Below are 19,019 nucleotides of genomic sequence, written 5' to 3' on the forward strand. Positions count from 1 at the left end.
TCTAGGCTGCGCCAACTTGTCTAAATCCACAGGATGACCCGATGACCGCAACGCTCAGGCCACGCCGCTCAGCCCTTTACATGCCGGGTTCCAACGCCCGGGCGCTGGAGAAAGCGAAAACCCTTGACGTCGACTGCCTGCTTCTGGATCTCGAAGATGCGGTCGCTCCCGATGCCAAGGATCTCGCACGCACGCAGATCGGCGAGGCGATCGCCGCCGGCGGGTACGGTGACCGGGAAGTCGTCATCCGGATCAACGCGCTCGACACGCCCTGGGGCGAAACCGATCTGCAGGCGGCCATCCAGGCCGGCCCGGACGCAATCCTCGTGCCCAAGGTGAACTCGGCTGCGGATCTGCAGCGGGTCGCGCACATGCTGTCGCTCCACAAGGCGCCAACGGCCCTGCGGTTGTGGGCGATGATGGAAACGCCCGAAGCCATGCTGAACGCCGGCGCCATCGGTGCCTGCGGCCGGGACCCGGAAGTCAGGCTCGACTGTTTCGTCATGGGCACCAACGACCTCGCCAAGGAAACGCGTGCGCGCCTGTCACCGGGCCGGGCGGCCATGATGCCGTGGCTGATGACATGTGTCGCTGCTGCGCGTGCAGGCGGTATCGACATTCTCGATGGCGTCTACAATGCCTTTCAGGACGAAGAGGGATTTGCGGCAGAGTGCGCACAGGGTGCGGACATGGGCATGGACGGCAAGACCCTGATCCATCCCAAGCAACTCGCGCCGTGCCATGACGCGTTTAGTCCGTCGGAGGCGGAAATCCAATGGGCGCGCAGGATCAACGACGCGTTCGAGTTGCCCGAAAATGCAGGCAAGGGCGCGATCCAGGTAGACGGGAAGATGGTTGAACGGTTACATGCAGAGATGGGCAAAAGGGTTATCGCAATCGCCGATGCCATTGCCGCACGCGGTTGACGGGACTCACGCATGAAACTCTACAGGCTGATCACGGGCACGGATGACAGCGCCTTCTGCCACCGTGTGACCCAGGCGCTCAACAACGGCTGGGACCTTCACGGGTCACCGACGGTTTCGTTCGACACGGCCAAGGGAACCACCATCTGCGGACAGGCTGTGGTCAAGGAGGCCCAGGGTACCTATTCACCCGGCATGAAGCTCGGTGAGCAATAGGCAGCCGGACGGGGTCCCGCTGCGGTTCTCCAAGGCGGCAACCGCAGCATCCATCCGATTGCTGTCAAAAAACCTAGTGTTTCAGCCGGGTTTCGAGAAGCTCGGTTAACCTGACCGCGTCAAACGGTTCCTTGAGGAAGTCGAACAGGGGTTCGAGTTTGCCGGCGCCTTCCAGATAATCTTCGTATCTCAGGCGGTGGCAGACCTCGGGATTTGTCTCGGCGTAGGCTGCGGTCAGTTCCTCGAAATTGTTCCATTTCCGGCGAACGTCAGCGGGCTGCATGTTTTTCCAGAACGATGACTTGACCACATTTTCAAAGGCGCGGTTCTGGAAAATGAAGCGGCTGCCCGGAAAATAGGTCCGGATGGTATCGAGAAACTTCGGGAAATATTTCGGATCGTTGTGATACCGGATTTCTTTGAAACCGAGAACGCGGGCATCGCCTTTCGGACAGAGCACCTTCGAGACGAAGGTATCGAAGAGGCTCAGCGCATAGTCGTCGACACTGACGTCCTCCATGCCGTACCAGGGATCGAGCGACGTACCGACCATCTTGCCGAAATAGGGCCGTTCACTGGAAATGATCGACCGCTGCGGTTCCTGCCGCTGCTGAAAATTCCCCTCGCCGCGAATAGCGGTGACCGACCGGCAGAGATGGACAAGCGCATTGCAGTTTTCGCCACGCACGAAATAGCCCGGAATGGAATTCAGCAAATGCTGCGTCAGCGTCGATCCTGACCGCCCGAACGCCACGACAAAGACGTACCCCTCCCTGGGGAAATAAAGCGAAGGATACTGCCTGTGCAGTTGGAAACTGTCCTCCCGGAGCGGCAATACATTCGACATCTTCTTGATCTCCTAATCGAGCGGTTTCTGCCCGAACTCTTCCGTTCGGTGAAACGCGCCATACCCCAACCACCTGCCATTGATCACCTTCGGCACGCCCGCCTGATTTCGAGTGTCAGAAATCTGTTGTTGTCGAGCAGCGGTCACAGCCTGCGATCAGCGGCATCTTGTGAAGTGAAACACGAAACATGGCTGTTTTTTGTTGAAGGGAAGAATTGCAATCAAGTCTTGTGAAATTTAATTTGAAACAACGAATTTAGATCTAAAATCTATTTGCGGTTACTCATAATCGAGAATTAATACAGATAAAATCGAACTATTTTGCAAACAATCTACTGAAAAGCGTGCCGTAAATGGCCCCGACGCATGCCGCTTCGCCAGGGCCTTGCCGATAAAGATTGCTCAACCCGGGAGCGGCGTTGACCTCCAGGATGACAGCCTCAGCGGTGTGTGGGGCGCTCCCGGTGAGGATCATGTCGACGCCCGCATATCTGAGACCCAGCACGGCTGCTGCCTTGCGCGCAGCGTCCAGGACCCCGGGTGCAAGCTGACCGGTCACGATGTCGGCGGTTCCGCCAGTTGAAAGATTGGTCACGGGCAGAAGTGCCACCCTGTCGCCTGCGCCGGGAACACTGTCGCGGGTGAGCCCCTGGTGGGCAAGCGCGGCATCGATCCTGCCGTCGGACGGCGCGATCCTGGTGTGCGCACCGATCAGCGTGGCAATGCTTTGCCTTCCATCGCCCGTAACCTGGGCCGCCCGGCGTTCGACGGCGCACAGGACATCGCCATCAAGAATGATGACGCGCAGATCCCGGCCAGACATCTCCGGCTGCAAAAGCAGCTGCGGGTGCGTGCCTGAAAGCCGATGCAGCATGTCGCTCAGTTCCGCAAAACCGTGAATGCGGAAGACATCCTGGCCTTCCTGGCCGATGTTGGGTTTCAGGAAGAGGGGAAAGCCGTGGTCTTCAACGAATTGCAAAATGTCTGCGGGCAGCTGACGGCCCGTACGGACGTCCTGGGCGAAGACAAGCAGGCTTTCAGGGACACGGACACCTGCCTGTTCAAGGAAGTGGAGCGAATAGGCCTTGTCATTCGCGATCTCGGCACTGCCGAGCGGATTGATGTCAAAGCGTGTCCCCTTGAAGAACCAGCGCTTGCCGCGCCCGTCTTCAATGCAGCCGGCATGGCCACGGCTGTCGCCGGCCGTCAGGTGGAGACCGTGTTCGGCGCAATATTGCTCAAGCAGTTCGTAAACGACCGACCGGCCGCGTGTGTCCGTTCTTGCGGCCGCGCCGTTCCGGTCAATTCCGGCCTTTGCGCTGGTTGGCATTGGCCAGATAGTCGATCTTGAAGAGATCGGGGTTGGTCGGGGCGTTGGAAACGACGTTATAGACGGCAACGGATGTGTCGTAGCCCTGCTGATCGGTCACGGTCCATTGCTTCAGGGCGAAGTTGTCGGTGTCGAAGATCAGAGTCAACGTCCCAGAATTGAACCGTGTCTTGTCGAAAATCGTGACGGTGATCAGGTCCTTCTCGACAAGGACATTGGTGACATTGGTGTCTTTCTCGAGATCTATGGTGTCGGACAGAAGGAAACGGAGCGGGGTCTGACCCAGAGGCCAGATATCCTGGGTGTTGAGCTTGCGGTCCCGGACGGAGACGGACTTGCCGTCGGCGACGATGTCGAGAACGGAGGGCTTGTTGTAATAGAAGCGGACCTTGCCGGGGCGGGCCATGTAGAACTTGCCGTCCGACTGGCTGCCGTCCGGACCGAACTGGATGAAGTCGCCGTGCATCGTTTTCACGGAGTTGAAAAAGCTGCTCAGCTCCTTGAGCGTCTTTTGTTCCTGCTGTGTCAGCGCGTGCGCCGGCAGCAGACAGGCGAGCACCAGGCATGCCGCCAGAAAAAGGCGGCCAATGTGTTCGGCAAGACGGGAGGCAAAGCGTGTCGGCATGATGCAATGTCCTAAGTCGTTAAATGACGCGAATACTATACCCCAGGTAATGCGCCTGTGTGGCAAAGCTTTGGCATTTACGGCCTAAAACTCTTCCTCGACACCGTTTTGCACGAGAATTTCCCGCTTGCCGGCATGGTTGGCCGAGCTGATCAGCCCCTCCTGCTCCATACGCTCGATGAGCGATGCGGCCCGGTTGTAGCCGATCGAGAGCCGTCGCTGGACATAGGACGTCGACGCCTTCTTGTCGCGCAGCACGATCGCGACGGCCTTGTCGTAGAGCTCGTTGCCCTCGCCGCCGCCGGCAAGTCCGCCGCCGCCATCGTAGGGGCTTTCGGCTTCTTCGTCCTCTTCCGTAACGGCTTCAAGATATTGCGGCGTGCCCTGGACCTTCAGATGCTTGACGATGTCCTCGACCTCATCATCGGAGACGAAGGGGCCGTGAACGCGCTGTATCCGCCCGCCGCCCAGCATGAACAACATGTCGCCCATGCCGAGGAGCTGTTCGGCACCCATTTCACCGAGGATCGTCCGGCTGTCGATCTTGGACGTCACCTGGAACGAGATCCTGGTGGGGAAGTTGGCCTTGATCGTACCGGTGATCACGTCGACCGATGGGCGCTGTGTCGCCATGATCAGGTGAATGCCGGCGGCACGTGCCATCTGCGCAAGGCGCTGGATCGCCCCCTCGATGTCCTTGCCCGCGACCATCATCAGATCGGCCATCTCGTCGACGATCACGACGATGTAAGGCATCTTCTCGAGCGGCAGTTCCTCTTCCTCGTAGATCGGCTGGCCGGTGTCGCGGTCAAATCCCGTCTGCACGGTGCGGGTAAAGCTCTCGCCCTTTTCAAGCGCCTGCTTGATGCGCGTGTTGTATCCGTCGATGTTGCGGACACCCATCTTGGACATCTTCTTGTAGCGGTCCTCCATCTCGCGGACGGTCCACTTCAAGGCGACAACGGCTTTTTTCGGATCGGTCACCACCGGTGTGAGAAGGTGCGGAATGCCGTCATAAATGGACAGTTCCAGCATCTTGGGGTCGATCATGATCAGTTTGCACTGTTCCGGCGTCAGCCGGTACAGCAAGGACAGGATCATGGTGTTGATCGACACGGACTTGCCCGAGCCGGTGGTACCGGCAACGAGCAGGTGCGGCATGCGCGCCAGATCCGCGACGACACTTTCGCCGTTGATCGTCTTGCCGAGCGCCAGCGGTAGCTTGGCCTTGGATTTTTCGAAATCCTGCGCGGCGATCAGCTCGCGCAGCAGAACCGTCTCGCGCCGGGCATTCGGCAACTCGATGCCGATCGCGTTCTTCCCGGGTATGACGGCGACACGCGCGGAAATCGCGCTCATGGACCGCGCGATATCATCGGCAAGACCGATGACGCGGGAAGACTTGATGCCCGGTGCCGGTTCCAGTTCATAGAGGGTCACGACCGGGCCGGGGCGCACTTCGATGATCTCGCCGCGTACGCCGAAATCCTCAAGGACGCCTTCCAGAATGCGCGCATTCTGTTCCAGGGCATCGGCCGACAGGCCGGGAACCTTGCCGCTTGCCTTCGGCTCGGAGAGCAGCCGCAACGGCGGCAGTTCGTATTCCTCCGGAGCGCCCAGGAAGGACGGCTGGGCTTCCTCGATCGCCCGCTTGCTCTGTTTCGGCCTGGGAGCCGGTGGGATGACACGGCCGGCCGGCGCCTGGGGGGCCGGCTGTCCCGCCGGTGCCTGGGGCTGGTTCGGTGCAGCGATCCCGACGGGCATCGCCTGCTGACCCGCAACCGGCCCCTTGTCGATAAGGAGGTCATCGGGTTCGAAGCCTTCGCCTTCCTCGTCGAATGGTGCGTCCATCAGCGGGCCGTCCAGATCCTCGTCTTCCGCGTCGCGGCCGCGGTCATAGAATTCGTCCAGACCGTCGTCGTCGTTCGGCATTAGCCGCCCTGTCAGCGCGCGCCGCAGGGCGGAAAACCTGCCGCCGCGCCGCTCACCGCCGTCGCCGTCTATCCCGGCGTCGTTCTCATCGAAACCGTCTTCGTCCCAATCCTCGTCCTCGTCGATATGACGGGTGCAGTTAAAACCGGTGAGACGGCGGAGTTTGGCGGTTGCCTGAAGACGCCAGTGCTCGACCTGTCCAACCATGGCGCTGAAAAAGAGGGACATTCTCGATTCAGCGTCGTCGTCATCAAGGCCCAGTTCCTCTTCGACCGACCGGCCGTGTCCCTTTGCGGCCGCAGCGCGTGTGCCATGCGCCGGATCCATTTCCGCATCGTAGCTGTCCTTGCCACCCAGCCATCCGGCTGCCGACAGGAGAAAGAAAATGGCCGGAACGCCGAGCCCGAGACCACCGATGATGGTCGCGGCGCCGGAGGTCATGTTCCCGGTGATGAGTGCGGGCACCTGATGGACGGAGTCGCCGAAAAAGCCGCCCAGACCGGTCGGTAGCGGCCAGCTGTCCGGGACCGGCAGCGCCGCGAGCGCGCCGGCGGAGAGGCCGGATCCGGCAAGCCAGTACACCAGCCGCTTGCGTCCGATGCCGAGCGCGTGCCCTGCCATGAGCCGCCAGCCCCACAGCACCAGCGGTACGAGGAAAACGGCGGTCGCCAGCCCGATTGTCTGCATGAGGATGTCCGCGACAACCGCTCCGGGCGTGCCGAGCGCATTGCGGACCGTGCCGTCGGTGGCGTGATTGAGGCTCGGGTCGTTCACCGACCATGTCGCAAGGGCGGCCGCGAGCATGGCCGCGAGTGCGATGAGGGCCAATCCGGACGCGCCGACGAGGTTCCGCCTCAGAAAGCGCTTGATCGGGCTTTCGGTGTCCAACAGGTCGACGGGTGACCGGCGGCCATTGCCGCGGATTGCGCTGGCGCGTCTCATGCCTGTTCTCCAAACCATTTTGCCATCCGCTCAAGTGCGATTTCCGTTTGCTCGAGCGGCGCTGTCAGCCCGACGCGAATGAAATCGCGGCCTGGGTTCGTGCCGTCCGACTGATCGGACGCGAGATATCCGCCCGGCACCACCTTGACCCCGCAGTCGCTCCAAAGCCGGCTGGTGAGCGAAATGCCATCGCCCCAGCGGCTGACGTCAAGCCAGAGGAAGAAGCCGCCCTCGGCGGTCACGTTGCCCATGATCGGGCCGAGATGCCGCTCGGCAGCCTCGAATTTCTGATTGTAGAGCCGTCTGTTTTCGATGACGTGGTCTTCGTCCTGATAGGCTCTGACCGCCACGGCCTGCGCCGGCAGGGGAACCTGCGGCGCAGCCAGCCCCCTGAATTTCGCCCATTTGCGCAGAAAGTCCGGATCGCCCGCAGCAAAGCCGCAGCGCAGTCCCGCAAGGTTCGAGCGCTTGGACAGCGAATTGAGGACAATGATGTTGGCGAAGCCGCCGCCCATCGCCGCGGCTGCCTCCAGGATGCCCGTGGGCGGCGTCTTCCGGTAGATCTCCGAATAGCATTCATCGGCGAAAATGTAGAACCGGTGCTTGCGGGCAAGGCCGATCAGGCGGGTCCAGAAATCGAGGTCGGCCGGGAAGCCTTCCGGATTTGTCGGCGAGGCGACATAGAATGCGACGGTTTCCTCAAGCAGGTCCGGATCCAGGGCGTCCAGGTCCGGCAGGAAATTGTTCCCCGGAACGGCATCGAGAAGCACGGCGCGCGCATCGGCGACATGCGCCGCCGCCGCATAGGTCTGGTAGAACGGATTCGGCAGGATCACGACCGGATGGTCCAGACCCTTGGCCAACTGGTCCCTGGCCGCAATCGCGCCGAACGAGAGGCCTTCGCGGGACCCGTTCAGAGGCAGAACGCCGTCCTTTGGATCGATCGCGCCATCCAGATGGTAGCGCCGGTCCAGCCAGCCGGCGACCGCACTCCTGAAAGCGTCCGAGCCGTTGATCGGCGGGTAGCGCCTGAAATCGGCCATGTTCTCGGCAAGAACCTCCGCCGTAAAACCTGGAATGGCGTGCTGAGGTTCGCCGATCGTCATGATGATCGGGTCAAGTCCGGGGGTCTTACCGTCAAGAAGTTCGGCAAGGCGCTGAAAAGGATTGGAGCTCGGCAGAACAGCGCCGCGCGTATAGGCTTGAGAGCTGGCAGTCATGCAATATCCGGCAGTCGTTACGCAGTACTTTGAGCCGACCCTATCGCCTTCTTGGTAAATCTCTGATTAACCAAGGAACAAATGGTGACTTTCATGATGGCCGATTGCCTGCCGTGCCGTTCTTTTTTAAGCTCGTGGGAGAAAATCCGATTGTGATCGCAAAAGGTTGTTCATGGCGCTGAAAAAGGATCCCGTTTCCGTCGTCTGCTTCGGAGACTCGCTCACCTGGGGGTTCAATCCCACGGACAAGTCCAGATACGGCCATGATGTCCGCTGGACGCGCCGGTTGCAGCAGGAACTCGGGGCCGGTTTCTTCGTCATCGAGGAAGGCGTGAACGGCCGTACCACCGTTTTTGAAGATCCGACACGCGGCGACAAGAACGGGCTGGCGCACCTGATGACGGTGCGCAAGACCCACATGCCGATCGACGTCCTGATCATCATGCTCGGATCGAATGATCTGCAGGACCGGTTCAACATGAGCGCGAATGCGATCGGCCTTGCGATGGGCAGGGTGCTGTTTGCCGCAACCCAGGCGACAGACGATGTCGAGGGCCGTGCGCCGAAAGTGCTGCTGATGGCGCCGCCGCCTCTCGGAGATTTCACGGGTCTCGAGTATGAGGGCCTTTATTCGAACGCCCATGGCGGTGTGCAGTCGAGACGGCTGGCCGAGGTCTATGCCGGACTTGCGGAGCAGTACGGAACGGCGTTTCTCGATGTCGGGCGTATCATGGCGCCGAGTCCCCTGGACGCTGTGCATTTCGAGGCTGCGCCTCAGGCAGAGCTTGCCCGGGTGATTGCATCCGAAGTCCGGACGCTCGTCGACGGGTGATATCAGGGGTTGATGCGCTCCAGAGCCTTGAGGACGCGCACCCTTACCGAACCAGCCGTTTCGCGCGTCATTGCTTCCTTCAGCCGGTCGAGAGCCTCGTTCCGATGTAACGGGAACCGTTCGGCGTGAAGCGCGAGCGCATAATACGCCCAGGCGCGCAGGAACCTGTTTTCTGCCTCAAGCGATTGCAGAATGAAGACGTGAAGGGGACGCTCGGCCTCACCGGGTATCGTCAGATGGTCGAAATATTGCAGAAGGTGAAGGCGGGTTTCCCAGTGGCTGAAATGGGCGAGGGCCGCAAGGTGGCGTGCACTGCGTTTCTCGGAAAGCGCCGGTTCACCTTTCGAGAACGCATGCTTGAGAAGCCAGGTTGCGCCGCGGTCGCAGCTTTGATCGGTGCTCAGGTCGATCAGGTGATCCACGAAACCGGGCTGAAGATGAAACCTTTCGTAGGCGGTCTTGAGCGTGGACGTGGTCTTGCCGTCCCAGCTACACACGAGTTTTTCAAGCGTGTCGCGCATGATGACCGCATTGCTGGCGTCAGAAGTCGACCGTCAGCCCCTTGATTTCCCAATCATCGTACCGAGTCGGTTCAAGGCCGCCGCGGCCATTCACTTCGTCCGGCAGGGCGTCCTGTTTCGCGTCGATCTCCCGGCGCCGTGCCTCGGCCTCTTTCAGCGCGCGCTGGGCGGCGGGCGGCAGATCCTCGAAGCGCTTTTTCGGCCTGTCTTCAATATCGGTGGCGAGGCTGGGAACATCGCTCTGGCGATAGGCGTGTGTCGGATTGTCTTGTTCGTCTGTCATGATCGCCTGCAGCAGGTTCGGTTCATGCGCTGAAAACGCGCTGTCGGACGCAATATAGGGCAAGCTTGGCAGCTTTTGCAGTGCCTCATGCGATCAGGAAACGGGGCCTATTCAGCCGGCTGATTGCAGGCAGGCGCGGCCCTCGCCCGGGCTTGATCGAACCGTCACGCGCGTTGCAGGGCCTCACTATCGCGTGGCACTGGCCCGGACGCCCTTCGCCGTATGAGCAGAAAGAAGCCCGTGACCAGCAGTGCCGTAATCACGAAGACAGCGGCCGCGTGCGCAGTGAGGGACGGTGGCAGGAGGGACAGCAGCAGCATGTAGATCAGGGGCTGCATCCAGGTCAGGCCGGCCAGGAACTGCAATTCCGCGGGCCAGTCGGGCAACGCGCGGGCCACAAACAGAACGCCGACCGCAAACAAGGGCCAGCTGTAATACATGAAGGAAGGCGCAACGAGCACGCTGAGAAGCAGCACCATCCCGAGCCGCAATTCATGTGGCCACGTCCTCTGGAGACGGAACGCACAGATCGCGCCGGCAAGAATTGCTGCCAGAACGAGTGCCGTTCTCACGTCCGCCGCGACATCGAGCCGGCCGAGAAAGGACCGGAAGGAGGTGTCCCATTGCAGGGCCGTCAAGGCGTAGGCCTGATACAGCGGGGTCGAAAACGAGGCGAGGTAGCTTTCAAAGAGACCGGGCCCGAACATGACCAGCGTCAGCGACGCCAGAAACAGGGTTCCGAGCGTCGCCCAGGCAATGCATCGCCACGCGCCGATGCCGGCCAGGAAGAAGGGGATCAGCAGGCCATATTGTGGTTTGATCGTTGCAACCGAAAGTGCGAGACCGGACAAAACGGGCCGTGACTTGGCGTGCACGGTTGCAAACACGATGAGCGCGATCACGAAGACGGACAGGTTCAGCCTCAGCAGGATCTGAACGGGTGCCGCGGAGGCAGCGAACAAGGCGGAAAGGGCGAAGGTCTGCCCGGTCATGCGCGGGATCGCAAAGAGCGCGATCAGCGTGAGGCAAATGAAGGCGATCTTGACTGTCGCGAAGTCGAACCAGGCAAAAACATGAAACACCGGCATGGCGTGCGGCGGATTAAGGAAGATCAGATCCGAGAGCCGCTCCGAGAGCCCATCCCGGAACAGGCTTGGATCATAAACGTATGACGAAGAACCGTAATTTGACATTTCCGATGCCCGGTAGAATGCGGCCATATCCTCGACCCGGGCATCTTTTAACGATGACGGAAGGTATAGGAGGGGAGCTCTTGTGTTGAAGAGGCACACCAGGGTTCCGAACGCGGTGATGATGAGCAGCCACAGGAAGATCGGGCCGCCAAAACCGGTCTTGATGGCGCGCGATTCCCAGAAGGGCAAAAGGCTTCGTGATGACGACAATTGGATGACCTAACGGAAGAAGGTGAAAAGAAAATTCTAAAAACCTTAAGTTGCATCAATGATTGAAGATTCCGTTAAACTCTAGATTGCACAATATTAAGTTGCGCACGATTTGTCTGCCTGCGAACCGTCTTCAGAACCACCGAATCCGATCGAAAACGTTGTTCCATCTCGCAATTTCTCAAAAAGATTTATGGCGTGAACAGTGCTGTGCAGAGGGCTTCCGGGAGCGCACCCGGGAGAGTGCGATCGTGGTGTGCACAGAAGGCAAACTTGCCAAGATTGCCGGCAATACCCATCTTCAGTCTGGAATTTTGACAGGCCGGCGGCACTGCCGATGCCGGCAAGAGAGAACAGGAAACGGACACCACACGCGATGAACTACGTACGCACAGCCATGCTGCTGGCAGCTATGACCGCGCTTTTCATGGGCATCGGCTTCATGATCGGCGGTCAGGCGGGCATGATGATTGCTCTTGCGATTGCGGCGGCGATGAACCTGTTCAGCTACTGGAACGCGGACAAGATGGTGCTGCGCATGCACCATGCGCAGGAAGTCGATGAGCGCTCCATGCCTGATTTCTACCGCATGGTGAAGCAGTTGGCGCAAAACGCCGACCTGCCGATGCCCAAGGTTTACATCATCAACAATCCGCAGCCCAATGCGTTCGCGACGGGCCGGAACCCGCAGAATGCCGCCGTCGCCGCGACAACAGGCCTGTTGAACATGCTGACGCCCGAGGAAGTGGCGGGTGTCATGGCACACGAACTTGCACATGTGAAAAACCACGACACGCTGATCATGACGATCACGGCGACGATTGCCGGCGCAATTTCGATGCTGGCCAACTTCGCGTTTTTCTTTGGCGGCAACCGGAACAACCCTCTGGGCATCGTCGGCATGCTGCTCATGATGATCGTGGCGCCGATGGCGGCGATGGTCGTGCAGATGGCCATTTCCAGAACGCGCGAATATGCCGCCGACCGGATGGGCGCGCAAATTTGCGGTGAGCCCATGTGGCTGGCCTCCGCGCTCGGCAAGATCGCGGGCGGTGTACAGCGCATTCATAACCCGGACGCGGAAGCCAACCCTGCGACGGCGCACATGTTCATCATGAATCCGTTGTCCGGCGAGCGCATGGACAATCTGTTTTCAACGCACCCGAACACCCAGAACCGGATCGACGAATTGCGCAAGCTGGCGAATTCCGGCCTTGGAACGGGCGGTGATGCGGCTTTCCGGACCGGTGGCAGCGCCCCCCAGTCGGGCCCCTGGTCGGGAATGGGCAGCCGGCCGGCAGACAGTTCGCCGGAGCGCTCGAAAGGACCGTGGGGATAAGCGCCGGCCGGAGGTTCAGAATTTTCTTTTCCGGCCTTGGTATTCGCCGTAAAATCTGTCACACGCGCCGCAGCCGGAGATCCGGTCTGCGGCGCTTCGATTTCGTCGCGAACATGCGACCCTCAGCAGGAACACGTCTTGAACAATCGCGGCAACAGGCGGCCGGGTCCGTCCGGCAGAAAAGAGAGCGAGCAACCGGACAGGCCCGGATTTGCCGCTCGAAAGGTCGCGGCGGACATCCTAGGCAACGTCGTCCACAAGAAGCGGCCGCTGGATGGGGAACTTGACGCCTCGTCGGGACATTCCGGGTTTCGCGCGCTGCCTGGCAACGATCGTGCGCTCGTAAGGGCGATCGTGGGGGCGTCGCTTCGCCGCCGCGGTGAGATTTCCGAAATTCTGGACCGGCTGCTCGACCGGCCGATCCCGGAAAAAACCGGCAGGGTGGTCGATATCCTGCACATCGCGATCGCGCAGATGCTTTTCCTGGATGTGCCGGACCGGGCCGCCGTTTCCCTGGCTGTCGATCACGCAGGGCTCGACCGGAGGGCACGCCCCTACAAGGGTCTCGTGAACGGGGTTCTGCGCCGGCTTGGCCGCGAGCGGGCCGATCTTGTTTCGGATCTCGATCCGCAGACGCTGAACACGCCGGACTGGTTGTGGCAAAGCTGGACGGACGGGTATGGCGAGGAGACCGCCAGAGCGATCGCGACCGCGCATCAGGGCGAGGCCGCGCTCGACCTCAGCGTCAAGTCTGATGCAGCAGGTTGGGCCGAACGGCTGGGTGGCCGGGTCGTCGTGGGCGGAAGCGTCAGACTGGACCGGAAAGGAGCGGTCGAAGCGCTTGAAGGGTACGAAGAAGGTGCCTGGTGGGTCCAGGATGCGGCCGCATCGCTGCCGGCGCGTTTGCTGGGAGACGTCCGGGGTCTGAAGGTCGCGGATCTTTGTGCGGCTCCCGGAGGCAAGACCGCGCAACTGGCAGCGGCCGGCGCGGAAGTAACGGCTGTCGATATCTCGAAAGGCAGGTTGAAGCGGCTTGAAGACAACATGCGGCGGCTCAAGCTGGACGTGACGACCGTTGTCTCCGATCTGCGGACCTACGTACCAGAGAGCCCGTTCGACGCCGTCCTGCTGGATGCGCCCTGCAGCGCAACCGGAACGATCCGGCGGCACCCGGATGTGGCATGGATCAAGAAACCCTACGACATCGAGAAGCTCGGTGAGATACAGCGCGAGTTGCTCGACAGGGTTCTCGACTGGGTCAAACCGGGCGGCCTCATCGTCTATTGCACCTGTTCGCTCGAAAAAGCGGAGGGAGAACTTCAGGCCGATGAATTCAGAGCCCGCAATCGGGAAAAAGTGGATCTTGTGTCCTTGAAGGCAGCGGAAGTCGGCGGACTTGAGCACCTGGTCACCCAAGAGGGCTATCTTCGCTGCCTTCCGCAGCACAGGGTGGGTGAGAGCGAGAAAATCCGCGGTATGGACGGTTTCTTTGCGGCCCGATTCAGGCGCTCTTAACGTAGCTTAAACCGTTCACTTGCATTGTTTCCTTAAATGAAATGCTAACCTTAATTGTCTGTTTCAGAACTGAAGAGCCCTCATGGGTTCGAAAACCGGAGAATTCACGATAGTTGCGCGTAAACCATCAGTCTCGGGGATGGTTTGGTGAATATAGCTAGCCTGAACGAAAGAAGCCGCGTCTGGCGGCTCGTGGCCCTGCATATCTGGCACCGTACCCTGAAATGGATGCATGGCGGACCCTTCTTCCGCCTGCAGCCGTTTTCGTCTGTGCCTTCGCGCCTGTTGATCGCGCCGCAGGATCTGCGCACTGCGGACGAGACAAACGCCGCCGACATTTACGGCGGCAGGTTCCTGTTTTCCGGGCACCTTGTTGAAACGCAAGGACGTTCTCCGTTCGAGATGAATGCCGTTCACGAGGATTGGCAACGCGAGTTGCACGGTTTCGGCTGGCTGCGGGACCTGAGGGCCGCCGACAGTCAGATCGCGCGGCAGAATGCGCGTGTCCTGGTCGAAGACTGGATGAAATACAGCGGCCGGCGGCATCCGATCGGCTGGGAAGCGCCGGTCGTGACCCAGCGGATCATCTCCTGGCTGGCCCATTCGCCCTTCATTCTGCAGGACGGTGATCACGAATTTTACCGGCGGTTCGTCAAATCGCTCGCAAGACAGGTGCGCTACCTGCGCCAGACGATCAACGAGACCGAGGACGGGGTGGTCCGGCTGCGAGCTGCCATGGCCGTAGCGTCCGCCTGCATCTCCATGGCGGGCCAAGGCCGGTTTGCACGCCAGAGCATCCGGCGACTCGATCACGAACTGACGCGGCAGATCTTGCCCGACGGCGGACATGTGTCGCGCAATCCGCGCGCTTTGATCGACATTCTGGCGGATCTTCTGCCGCTCCGGCAGGCGTTCGTCGCACAGGGGCTGGAGATGCCGCAGGCGATGCTTCAGTCCGTGGATCGCATGATGCCGATGCTCCGCTTCTTTCGTCACGGCGACGGCGCGCTGGGCCATTTCAACGGCATGGGGTCCACGCCGAGCGATCTCGTGGCGACGATCCTTGCCTATGACGATGCACGCGGTGCCCCGCCCCTGAACGCGCCGCACTCGGGCTATCAGAGGTTGAGCGGGGGCAGCTCGGTCGTTCTGATGGACACGGGACCCGTTCCCGCGCTTTCGGTTTCCGGCGATGCACATGCGGGGTGCCTGTCGTTCGAGTTTTCCTCAGGCACCAACAGGCTCGTGGTGAATTGCGGTGTGTCGCCGCGTTCCAATCCGCTCTGGCGAAAGGTCAGCCGGTCGACCGCCGCGCACTCGACCCTGACCATCGAGGACACCTCCTCTTGCCGGTTCCTGTCGGAAAAGCCATTCGGCAAGATGCTCGGCTCTCCGATCCTCTCCGGTCCGTCCTATGTCCCCCTCGAGCGGGAGGACGACATGGCCGGAAGCCGCATCACCGCCTCTCATGACGGCTATGAAGCCGATTTCAACGTTTTCCACGAGCGCGATTTGCGTCTTTCGGGAGACGGGACCGTCCTTGACGGCATCGACACCGTGAGAGCGCTCGGGTCGATCGACACCGAACACCGCTACGCACTGCGGTTTCATCTCTATCCCGGCCTCAGGACCTCCATGTTGCGGGGCGGTTCCGCTGTCCTCATGGTCTGCCGGGACGGTGAGGCGTGGGAGTTCGAAGCCCCGGGAAGCGAGTTGTCGCTGGAAGAAAGCATCTACCTTTCCGATGTCTACGGTCACCGGAAGACCGACCAGATCGTCGTCACGGGGTCACTGCTACAAAAACCGGCGGTCGGCTGGCAATTCAGAAAAACGGCGACCGCCAAGCTGAGCCGCCGCGGCACCAGCGAATTCGACGAACTGGACGAGTTGCCGCTGGAAGAATAAGCGCGCTTCGCAGCGCTTGCGGACCTTCCGATTTTGCCGAAGACATGTTAGGGCGTCGTCGGACCCCCCGATCGTCCCCTTCTGCGAGGCAAATTCATGGCCATTGTGTCCAAAGCCGTTCCTGTTCCCGAGCTTGTGCCCGTCAAGCGCGCCCTCCTGTCCGTTTTCGACAAGACCGGTCTTGTCGAGTTCGCGCGCGCGCTTTCCGAACGCGGCGTCGAGCTTGTTTCGACGGGCGGGTCCTACAAGGCCCTGGCGGATGCAGGACTGGCGGTCACGGACATCTCCGAGGTAACCGGCTTTCCCGAAATCATGGACGGGCGCGTGAAGACGCTGCATCCGAAGGTCCATGGCGGGCTGCTGTCGATCCGGGACGATCAGGACCATCAGGCGGCGATGGCGGATCACGGCATCGTCGGGATCGATCTCTTCTGCGGCAATCTCTATCCGTTTGAAGATGTTGTCGCCTCGGGCGCGGACTACGCCACGGGGATCGAGAACATCGATATCGGCGGGCCGGCGATGACCCGCGCCGCCGCCAAGAACCATGCCTACGTCACCGTGGTGACCGATCCGTCCGACTATGACGCCGTGATCGCGGAACTGGATGCCAATCAGGGGCAGTCGCCGATCGGCCTGCGCAAGCGGCTCGCACTCAAGGCATTTGCCCGCACGGCGGCTTATGACGCGGCGGTTTCCAACTGGATGGCAGACCAGCTCGCAGAGGCGACACCGGCGCATCGGGCGGTCGGAGGGGCACTTGCCGAAGTGATGCGCTACGGTGAAAACCCGCATCAGACGGCCGGCTTCTACAAGACCGGGGAAAACCGGCCCGGCGTTGCCACTGCACGGCAGATCCAGGGCAAGACGCTTTCCTACAACAACATCAACGACACCGACGCCGCGTTCGAGCTCGTCAGCGAGTTCGATCCGGCCCGCACGAGCGCGGTTGCGATCATCAAGCATGCGAACCCGTGCGGCGTCGCGGAAGGGGCAAGTCTCAGGGAAGCTTACGAAAAGGCGCTGCGCTGCGATCCCGTGTCCGCGTTCGGCGGGATCGTCGCGCTCAACAAAACACTCGATGCACAAGCCGCGGAAGAGATCGTCAAGGTGTTTACCGAGGTGATCATTGCGCCCGATGCCGACGAGGCTGCGCGCGAGATCATTGCCGCCAAGAAGAACCTGCGGCTCCTGGTGACCGGCGGCCTGGCGGATGCGCGCGCGCAAGGCCTGTTCGTCAAGTCGGTTGCGGGCGGTCTCCTGGTGCAGTCGCGCGACAATGGCGTGGTCGACGACCTGGATCTCAAGGTGGTGACCAAGCGCGCGCCGAGCGACCAGGAGCTTGCCGACCTCAAATTCGCCTTCCGGGTCGCCAAGCACGTCAAGTCGAACGCGATCGTCTATGCCCGCGACGGCGCCACCGTGGGCGTCGGCGCCGGCCAGATGAGCCGGGTGGATTCGGCGCGCATCGCCGCGCGAAAGGCGTTGGATGCAACGGAAGCCGCAGGATTGAGCGCGCCGCTGACCGAGGGCTGCGTGGTCGCTTCCGACGCCTTCTTCCCGTTCGCGGACGGCCTCTTGTCCGCAGCCGAGGCGGGCGCGACGGCCGTCATCCAGCCGGGCGGTTCCATGCGTGACGACGATGTGATCGCGGCGGCGGACGAGGCCGGTCTTGCGATGGTGCTCACGGGAATGCGCCACTTCCGGCACTGATCAAGGGCACTCTGAGGTGTCCTGCAATCGGACCGTTGCCGCGCGCCGGAGAGCTATCCGGCGCGTTTTTCCTGCACGCTGAGCATCAAGGCAAAGCCGACCGCGAAGAATACGAGCACCACCGACATGCCGCCGGCCTGGCTGCCCGAAAGGGCCGTGACAATGCCGACGGCAAGCGGTGCCAGGAAACTGGTGACCTTTCCGGACAGCGCCAACAACCCGAAATACTGTGTCATGTGCTGCTTCGGTGCGAGGCGTATCAGAAGGCTTCGCGAGGAGGCCTGCAGCGGACCGGACACGGCACCGATGACCGCGCCGAGGCCGATGAACATCTGTTCCGGCAGGGAGGCGAATTGCGCGCCCGCCGGAGCCGCCTGGGTCTTGATGAAAAACAGGACCGTCGTCCTGTCGATGGAAATCATGCCCAGTCCGCAGATCATCAGAACGACGAGAGAAACGAGGATCACCGGTTTCGCGCCGAACCTGTCATCGAGATGACCGGCCAGCACAAGACCGGCGATCCCGGTGATGATGACAATGATGCCGAAGACGCCGATTTCAATCGATCCCCAGCCAAGTTGGCCGGCGGAATAGATCCCGCCAAAGGCGAAAAGGGCGACCAGGCCATCCTTGAAAATCATGTTGGCAATCAGGAACTGGAAGATGTTCCGGTTTGTCCTTGCCTGGGCGAGGCTGGCTGCGAGCTCCGACAGGCCTTCGCGCACGGCTGTTGCGATTTTCCGCCGTGCGGGCGTGTCCGGCACGAAGAGGAACATCGGCACCACGAAAACGACATACCACAGCGCGGAAAAGGGGCCGGTGACCCTGTCGCCTTCCTGTGTTGCCGGATCAAGGCCGAGAACGGGACTGATGCCGGCCAGCGTCTTGCCGGTCTCCGCATTGGCGGAAAACAGCAACAGGGCGATTGCCAGCGTGATGAGCGCACTGACATAGCCCATGGCCCAGCCGAAGCTCGACAGCCTGCCGACCCTCTCGTGGGGAACGAGCGACGGCATCATCGCGTTGTTGAAGACAGTGGCCACTTCGATGCAGAGCGTGCCGATCGCGAAGGCGACGAGTGCTATGGCGACGCTGTTGCTTCCGCCCGGCGCAGCATACCAGAACATCCAGCAGCAGATGACGAAGGGGATGGAAAACAGGAAGATCCAGAGCTTGCGCTGGCCGGTCGCATCGGCCACCGACCCCAGGATTGGTGCCAGCAGGGCGATGCCGAGACCGGCCGTTGCCGTTGCGAACCCCCAGAGCGATTGGCCTTCCTCGGGTGTCGCCGCCAGAACGGACGCGAAATAGGGGGAAAAGACGAATGTCGTGATCAGGGTGAAGAACGGTTGCGCCGCCCAGTCGAACAGCGCCCAGGACCAGATGGCGCGGCGATCCGTGTTGTCCGGAAAGTCAGTGGAAACATCCGTCACGTGACGTCCTCTTTCGATTGCAAAGACCGGCAGAAAG

The 19,019-nt window shown here is 61.2% G+C and carries 16 protein-coding genes; 7 read left to right on the top strand and 9 right to left on the bottom strand.

What is annotated here, in order from left to right:
- Positions 1-41 precede the first annotated feature (41 nt).
- Positions 42-926, top strand: coding sequence for an HpcH/HpaI aldolase/citrate lyase family protein (locus tag ACO08A_RS11325; RefSeq protein ID WP_422041162.1), 885 nt, complete (start codon positions 42-44; stop codon positions 924-926).
- Positions 927-938: 12 nt separating this feature from the next.
- Positions 939-1,142 carry a DUF1737 domain-containing protein gene (locus ACO08A_RS11330; RefSeq protein ID WP_422041163.1) on the top strand — a complete coding sequence of 68 codons (204 nt, stop codon included), beginning with the start codon at positions 939-941 and terminating at the stop codon, positions 1,140-1,142.
- A 73-nt stretch (positions 1,143-1,215) separates the two neighbouring features.
- On the opposite strand, the gene ACO08A_RS11335 is transcribed toward ACO08A_RS11330, so the two are convergent.
- From ACO08A_RS11335 to ACO08A_RS11355, 5 genes are all read right to left on the bottom strand, one after another.
- Positions 1,216-1,989, bottom strand: coding sequence for a sulfotransferase (locus ACO08A_RS11335; protein WP_422041164.1), 774 nt, complete (start codon positions 1,987-1,989; stop codon positions 1,216-1,218).
- Between the two features lie 316 nt (positions 1,990-2,305).
- Positions 2,306-3,319 carry an ATP-grasp domain-containing protein gene (locus tag ACO08A_RS11340; protein ID WP_422041165.1) on the bottom strand — a complete coding sequence of 338 codons (1,014 nt, stop codon included), beginning with the start codon at positions 3,317-3,319 and terminating at the stop codon, positions 2,306-2,308.
- The gene (locus ACO08A_RS11345) at positions 3,291-3,944 is read right to left on the bottom strand and encodes a LolA family protein (protein WP_421980357.1); all 654 of its coding nucleotides are present in this window, start codon (positions 3,942-3,944) and stop codon (positions 3,291-3,293) included. The genes ACO08A_RS11340 and ACO08A_RS11345 overlap by 29 nt, the downstream gene beginning before the upstream one ends.
- An 84-nt stretch (positions 3,945-4,028) precedes the next feature.
- Positions 4,029-6,818 (bottom strand): DNA translocase FtsK 4TM domain-containing protein, encoded by a 2,790-nt coding sequence (locus ACO08A_RS11350; protein WP_422041166.1) that lies wholly within the window; start codon positions 6,816-6,818, stop codon positions 4,029-4,031.
- Positions 6,815-8,038 carry an aminotransferase class I/II-fold pyridoxal phosphate-dependent enzyme gene (locus ACO08A_RS11355; protein WP_422041167.1) on the bottom strand — a complete coding sequence of 408 codons (1,224 nt, stop codon included), beginning with the start codon at positions 8,036-8,038 and terminating at the stop codon, positions 6,815-6,817. The genes ACO08A_RS11350 and ACO08A_RS11355 overlap by 4 nt, the downstream gene beginning before the upstream one ends.
- Positions 8,039-8,210: 172 nt before the next feature.
- On the opposite strand from ACO08A_RS11355, the gene ACO08A_RS11360 reads away from it, so the two are divergent.
- Positions 8,211-8,870: an SGNH/GDSL hydrolase family protein gene (locus tag ACO08A_RS11360; protein ID WP_422041168.1), complete on the top strand. Its 660-nt coding sequence runs from the start codon at positions 8,211-8,213 to the stop codon at positions 8,868-8,870.
- Between the two features lie 2 nt (positions 8,871-8,872).
- On the opposite strand, the gene ACO08A_RS11365 is transcribed toward ACO08A_RS11360, so the two are convergent.
- The 3 genes from ACO08A_RS11365 to ACO08A_RS11375 form a co-directional block, all read right to left on the bottom strand.
- Positions 8,873-9,391 (bottom strand): hypothetical protein, encoded by a 519-nt coding sequence (locus ACO08A_RS11365; protein WP_422041169.1) that lies wholly within the window; start codon positions 9,389-9,391, stop codon positions 8,873-8,875.
- A gap of 19 nt (positions 9,392-9,410) precedes the next feature.
- Positions 9,411-9,674, bottom strand: coding sequence for a DUF1674 domain-containing protein (locus tag ACO08A_RS11370; protein WP_421980352.1), 264 nt, complete (start codon positions 9,672-9,674; stop codon positions 9,411-9,413).
- Positions 9,675-9,838: 164 nt separating this feature from the next.
- Complete coding sequence (locus ACO08A_RS11375; RefSeq protein WP_422041170.1) at positions 9,839-11,077, bottom strand: glycosyltransferase family 87 protein; 1,239 nt, start codon at positions 11,075-11,077, stop codon at positions 9,839-9,841.
- Between the two features lie 376 nt (positions 11,078-11,453).
- Between ACO08A_RS11375 and htpX the strand changes: the two genes are divergently transcribed.
- From htpX to purH, 4 genes are all read left to right on the top strand, one after another.
- Positions 11,454-12,416: a zinc metalloprotease HtpX gene (gene htpX, locus ACO08A_RS11380; RefSeq protein ID WP_422041171.1), complete on the top strand. Its 963-nt coding sequence runs from the start codon at positions 11,454-11,456 to the stop codon at positions 12,414-12,416.
- A gap of 138 nt (positions 12,417-12,554) precedes the next feature.
- Positions 12,555-13,931 (top strand): RsmB/NOP family class I SAM-dependent RNA methyltransferase, encoded by a 1,377-nt coding sequence (locus ACO08A_RS11385; protein ID WP_422041172.1) that lies wholly within the window; start codon positions 12,555-12,557, stop codon positions 13,929-13,931.
- Between the two features lie 228 nt (positions 13,932-14,159).
- Positions 14,160-15,836, top strand: coding sequence for a heparinase II/III family protein (locus tag ACO08A_RS11390; protein ID WP_422041746.1), 1,677 nt, complete (start codon positions 14,160-14,162; stop codon positions 15,834-15,836).
- A 96-nt stretch (positions 15,837-15,932) separates the two neighbouring features.
- Entirely contained in the window at positions 15,933-17,549 is a 1,617-nt protein-coding gene (purH, locus tag ACO08A_RS11395) for a bifunctional phosphoribosylaminoimidazolecarboxamide formyltransferase/IMP cyclohydrolase (RefSeq protein WP_422041173.1), read from the top strand.
- A 53-nt stretch (positions 17,550-17,602) separates the two neighbouring features.
- On the opposite strand, the gene ACO08A_RS11400 is transcribed toward purH, so the two are convergent.
- The gene (locus ACO08A_RS11400) at positions 17,603-18,982 is read right to left on the bottom strand and encodes an MFS transporter (protein ID WP_422041174.1); all 1,380 of its coding nucleotides are present in this window, start codon (positions 18,980-18,982) and stop codon (positions 17,603-17,605) included.
- Positions 18,983-19,019 lie beyond the last annotated feature (37 nt).

It is taken from the genome of Roseibium sp. (assembly GCF_965232425.1).
Lineage (GTDB): Bacteria > Pseudomonadota > Alphaproteobacteria > Rhizobiales > Stappiaceae > Roseibium.

Coding starts and splice junctions, on each gene's coding strand:
- ACO08A_RS11390 (WP_422041746.1), top strand. CDS start 14,160: ATGCATGGCGGACCCTTCTTCCGCCTGCAGCCGTTTTCGTCTGTGCCT.
- ACO08A_RS11370 (WP_421980352.1), bottom strand. CDS start 9,674: ATGACAGACGAACAAGACAATCCGACACACGCCTATCGCCAGAGCGAT.
- htpX (WP_422041171.1), top strand. CDS start 11,454: ATGAACTACGTACGCACAGCCATGCTGCTGGCAGCTATGACCGCGCTT.
- ACO08A_RS11325 (WP_422041162.1), top strand. CDS start 42: ATGACCGCAACGCTCAGGCCACGCCGCTCAGCCCTTTACATGCCGGGT.
- ACO08A_RS11345 (WP_421980357.1), bottom strand. CDS start 3,944: ATGCCGACACGCTTTGCCTCCCGTCTTGCCGAACACATTGGCCGCCTT.
- ACO08A_RS11340 (WP_422041165.1), bottom strand. CDS start 3,319: ATGCCAACCAGCGCAAAGGCCGGAATTGACCGGAACGGCGCGGCCGCA.
- purH (WP_422041173.1), top strand. CDS start 15,933: ATGGCCATTGTGTCCAAAGCCGTTCCTGTTCCCGAGCTTGTGCCCGTC.
- ACO08A_RS11360 (WP_422041168.1), top strand. CDS start 8,211: ATGGCGCTGAAAAAGGATCCCGTTTCCGTCGTCTGCTTCGGAGACTCG.
- ACO08A_RS11350 (WP_422041166.1), bottom strand. CDS start 6,818: ATGAGACGCGCCAGCGCAATCCGCGGCAATGGCCGCCGGTCACCCGTC.
- ACO08A_RS11335 (WP_422041164.1), bottom strand. CDS start 1,989: ATGTCGAATGTATTGCCGCTCCGGGAGGACAGTTTCCAACTGCACAGG.
- ACO08A_RS11365 (WP_422041169.1), bottom strand. CDS start 9,391: ATGCGCGACACGCTTGAAAAACTCGTGTGTAGCTGGGACGGCAAGACC.
- ACO08A_RS11330 (WP_422041163.1), top strand. CDS start 939: ATGAAACTCTACAGGCTGATCACGGGCACGGATGACAGCGCCTTCTGC.
- ACO08A_RS11355 (WP_422041167.1), bottom strand. CDS start 8,038: ATGACTGCCAGCTCTCAAGCCTATACGCGCGGCGCTGTTCTGCCGAGC.